The organism is Novosphingobium sp. HII-3 (assembly GCF_002916655.1).
Lineage (GTDB): Bacteria > Pseudomonadota > Alphaproteobacteria > Sphingomonadales > Sphingomonadaceae > Novosphingobium > Novosphingobium panipatense.
On record NZ_PPSM01000067.1, the window covers coordinates 1 to 2553 of the forward strand.

General features: G+C 56.0%; 2 protein-coding genes. One reads left to right on the forward strand and one right to left on the reverse strand.

Translation table 11 applies throughout. From position 1 onward, the window contains the following. Positions 1-295: 295 nt before the first annotated feature. Positions 296-1873: a hypothetical protein gene (locus C2R25_RS18055; RefSeq protein WP_233204130.1), complete on the reverse strand. Its 1578-nt coding sequence runs from the start codon at positions 1871-1873 to the stop codon at positions 296-298. 39 nt (positions 1874-1912) lie between these two features. Between C2R25_RS18055 and C2R25_RS21195 the strand changes: the two genes are divergently transcribed. Further along, a complete protein-coding gene (locus C2R25_RS21195) occupies positions 1913-2035 on the forward strand; it encodes a hypothetical protein (protein ID WP_255400476.1) in 123 nt (40 codons plus the stop codon). Positions 2036-2553: the final 518 nt, after the last annotated feature.

A 2553-nucleotide genomic window follows, 5' to 3' on the forward strand; every position in this document is an offset into this window, starting at 1 on the left:
ACACCTGACGGTGCGCGTCGTCGTCCGTGGGCCCCTCCTATCGACTACCGGGATAACCGCCGCGCTGCCGAAAGGTGGGGTCAATATTGGGCGCCGATAGGGGGTCAGTTTTGCGCGCCGGTTGACATCTAAAAGGTTGTAAGTCCTTGAAATCCCACGACTTCGTTGCTCGCTAACATTATAGAGCAAGTGTACGTCTGGTGCAATCACATTGGACGGTGTGATCAGATTGTGATCTGGATTGCCCATCATTTCGTTCAAAACGACCCGCCTAAAGTCTCAACCTAACCAGCAATCAGCCGTTGGCGATGGGGACGAAGCGTTCAACGTCCCGCTTGAAGTGGTGATACCCAACCTCAATGTCCGCCCAATCAAGAAACCGCCTCATTTCGGGATGGGCTAGAAGCTCTGTGAAATCCTGCGACCGGGTGATGCCTGCCGCATCCCTGATGACACTCTTACTCACTCGCGTGGCCGTTCCCGGCGGCATCTGCGCATGGAGGGCATCGATTGCGGCCTTGACCCGCTCATTGGTGAGCGTGGCGGCTTCCTTCCACCGGATGAAGTTATGGCCGGGGAACAATTCCTCCATTGTCAATTCCGCATCGCTCAGATTGTCGATGATGAAGACGTTGCAGTGGGGGGCTGCGCCTGCCTGCGCCTTTCGGACAGAAGCGCGGCAGACCGCCTGAAACAGATGGTGCTTGAGTTCGCCTGCTTCGAGCTTTCGAGGGTCAGGATATTCGGAGGCCGTAACGGGCAGACCAGCGGAGGCCAAGCACAGACCTTCGTAGCTGGATGGGCTGTAGCGGAGCTGACCGACGATGACGATGTTCTCAACGTCTCTGAACTCGTTCGTGCTTCTGTGCAGGCCCCAGGTGCGCCAGTAAAGGCGCTCCTTTGGTAGGGATGGCGCAAGGGCGCGGATCGCAGCCTCAAGGTCTTCCTTGGCATCCTTGCGGGTAACGATGAGCCACTCACCTTTCGGGTCCAGCTCAAACGCGCCCACTATGGCTTCGGCAAATGCCTTGATCGTTTCCTCATCGGCGAGGGCATCTTTCCCGGCACCACGACGCCAGAAGTGGACATTGACGTTGTGATAGCTATTCGACGCAGGCTTCAGTCGCTCAATGTTCCCGCGATATTCCTCCCATGTGCGGTAGGCTTCACGCACACGGCCAGATGCATCGACCACGACCATAGGGGCCATGTCGTCGGGAAGTTCCTTGAAGACGGACAGCAGTTCGTTGCCCGAGTAGGTGCTGGCGACGATCCTGACCTGTGTCCCTGCCATGTCCTGCAAGGTTTCAAGCGCGGTCTTAAGGTTTTCATCCTCGATCCTGCGCAGGGCCGCTTCGTACCGGTCAGCTGGAAAGATCAGGTCTTCGGGGACCGTGATCACCTCACCGGGTTTCTTGGCCTCCGCCACTTCACGGAAGGCGTGGAGCTTGCTGATGAAGTCGGGGAAGTGGGAGCGTAGGGGGATAGCAAGGCCATTCAGGAGGTCGACCCTAACCGTCTGCCATCCACTCGGGAGAACGTCCTCGTCCCATATGCGCAAGGCGCGAGGCTGACCCTGATAGTGGAACTCTGACGCCTCCCTGAATGTCTTGTCCTTGATCCTGCGCCGGATCATGGCTTGGGTGGTGAACATGACCTTCGCTTGGTGATGGTCAGCGCGAGGGAGGCCAAAGTTGTTCATTTCAGCATCAGAGGTCAAGACGCCGAAATCGGAAGTGTGAAGACCCGCTTCATCGATGAAGGCTCTCAGTTCTTCCTTGGTCGACAGCGCGATGAGGACGCTAGAAGCAGGCTGATAGTCCGCCCGTCGCCAAGACTTCAGGAACGCGATGCAGGCGGAAGTTTTACCCATGCCGGGATCAAGGGAAAGTAGGTAGAACTTGGCAGGGAGTTGACCCTGAAGACCCCGTTCAAGGACCTGAAGGAAGCCGTTGAGTGCCTCTGCCTGTTCCTCTCCCATGCCAAGACCCCAAGATTTGAAGTCATCCTGAAGGTGCTGAAAGGCGGTATCTGAAAGGAAGGTCATATTTCTCATTCTGAAGGTGAGCTAATGTCTGCGAAGGGTAGGGCTTGGGGTGTGCCAAAGTACCCCTCAATCATGTATTACTATATGGTCGACCCGTACTTCTAACTAGTAGTCGTGGCGATTGGTTTTACGAAAGGATGAGGGAAAAGGGTCCTTGTTCGTGTTCTGAATTAGGGTCCCCTTTTCGATTTTTCGACTACCCTGAAGCCGATACAGGAAAGGGTCTTCAAAAAAGTCGTTAAAGGCCCGCTCTTGTTGTTGTTGTCCAAGGCTTGAGAGGCGGGAGCTGGCCCGGAAGCTCAGCCTCCCTTGATCTTCGACAGTATCTGTTCCCTCGGAGGCTTGCCGTCGACCAGCTTCTCGACCAGCACGAACAGACTGAGAACACCGGGAATAAAAGGGGCCACGGACCGGACCGGAGCACCGGGATAAAAAAGGGCCAGTCCTGTTAGACCTTCGCTTTTGTGCGGAGGTGGAAGGATGAAGAGAGTGGAGCTTTATCAGAA